Source organism: Pseudomonas salomonii, assembly GCF_900107155.1.
In the GTDB taxonomy this organism is placed as follows: Bacteria; Pseudomonadota; Gammaproteobacteria; order Pseudomonadales; family Pseudomonadaceae; genus Aquipseudomonas; species Aquipseudomonas salomonii.
Genome location: NZ_FNOX01000034.1, coordinates 1 through 1,753 on the forward strand (window position 1 = coordinate 1; position 1,753 = coordinate 1,753).

The window sequence follows — 1,753 nt, forward strand, 5'->3', positions numbered from 1 at the left end:
TGATTTCGCAAGACTTATAAATAAATTCGGGCGGCGTAGATCCGCCCGATCTGGCTAAACTCAGAGCCCAAGATGTAAAAAACAAAAGCCAATTTATTAAAGAGCCAGTTATTGAAAAAGGCATACAGGACAATCATGAATAACAAACAACTGAACGAAACAAGCAAGTTCCTAAGTTATATCTTGCGCCATGAGCCTCACGCTATCGGATTGCAACTCGACGCAGAAGGCTGGGCAGACATCAACTCTTTGATTACCGGCGCAGCGAAAGAAGGCCGCATACTTGACCAGGCAATAATTCAGACAGTAGTGAATAGCAGTGACAAGAAACGCTTTACCCTCTCCGACGATGGCCAACGTATTCGAGCCGCACAGGGGCATTCAGCGGCAGCCGTAAACCTTCAACACATGGAGAAAGAACCGCCAGAATTCCTCTACCATGGCACTGCAACACGCTTTCTTGAATCTATTCTTCAGCAAGGATTGATTGCAGGTTCACGCCACCATGTGCATCTATCGCAGGAGACTCTGACGGCTATCGCTGTCGGACAGCGCTACGGCAAACCAGTGGTTCTGAAGATTGAATCCCTGCGAATGTACCAACAGGGATTTAAATTTTTTCAGGCTGAAAACGGTGTTTGGTTGACTGAAGCGGTTCCCGTTAATTTTATTTCAGAGCAAAATCAACTACCGGACAGCTCATTGGATAAAAATACATCTACAGCCAGCACATGAAAAGTAAGATTCTCTGACAAAAACTGAATGCTGAAATGCCTCAACTTCGGCGGTTCGTGACTCGACACGGAACGCCATGCTTTCACGTTACTCCTTACCAATTCGGAGTCTTTAAACTCAGTCAACTTACCCAGCCGAAACCCACTTGGATCACCGTCAAACTCAAAAATAGCACCTCCAGGGAATGGCTCCCGAATAAAGTATCGTACAGACTTGAACTCAACCTCCCGCCTTAAAGCCAGTACAACCTCTTCGCTATCAACTACAACCTCCTTCTCATACTCAATATCAAGTATCACATCCGAGCCAACGGAGTGGAATGATACTCTTGACTCACCATATCCTGGCAGCCAATCATATGGATCTAGTATTAGTTTTGGCTGACCTATTTTCATGGACGCACCGACTTTAATTGCTCTGCGCCTGTCGGCGGCAATTTGTTATTTTTTAACTGATCTGCTGCCAAATCATTGAATGTTTTACCTGGAAAAGCCTCAACACCTGTCTGATTTCGCCCGAACCAATCACTTCGAGGGATAGCTGCCTGCTCAAGCGCGGTAGAAGTTCGTGTATTCAAAATAAGGCGAGTCCCATTCATATCTACATAATCAACGGGAAGCTGATTCGGCTTAATTGTCCCAGCCCTCAAAGCGCCGGCTAAGTCATCAACTGTCCTGATCGGTGTGCCAGCTAGCTCTGAGTATACCTTCTGCCCATCCTCACTAAAGGATCGATCAGACTTGATTTTATTTTGAGCAAAATTTGCTTCTGTTAACGTCCCTCTCTCCGCATTAACAAGGGTACCTGCGCCTTTTGCACCAGCAGACTCAGCAACAGCCTTAGCGCCAGCCCCCAGCCCTCCCGAAAGAACGATACCAGCAATTTCCGCATTCGTAGCTTGGGTCGTTTTCTGCACCGTCAGGCGTAGATCATCCTGATTTTTATCTATGAAGCCTTGAACAATCTCCTTCTCCTTCGGATTCAGATCACCGCTAACGTCATAGGTGTCGAGTGCTTT

Annotated in this window: 1 protein-coding gene and 1 pseudogene; one reads left to right on the forward strand and one right to left on the reverse strand. The window is 46.4% G+C overall.

Annotated elements, in window-relative coordinates; translation table 11 throughout:
* Window positions 1-135: 135 nt before the first annotated feature.
* Entirely contained in the window at window positions 136-735 is a 600-nt protein-coding gene (locus tag BLV67_RS31955) for an RNA 2'-phosphotransferase (RefSeq protein ID WP_069785700.1), read from the forward strand.
* 391 nt (window positions 736-1,126) lie between these two features.
* On the opposite strand, the pseudogene BLV67_RS33075 reads toward BLV67_RS31955, so the two are convergent.
* Window positions 1,127-1,753: pseudogene (locus BLV67_RS33075) on the reverse strand (hypothetical protein); the annotation flags it as partial.

Excerpts from the sequence above, each read along its gene's own strand:
- BLV67_RS31955 (WP_069785700.1), top strand. The coding sequence starts at position 136 with ATGAATAACAAACAACTGAACGAAACAAGCAAGTTCCTAAGTTATATC.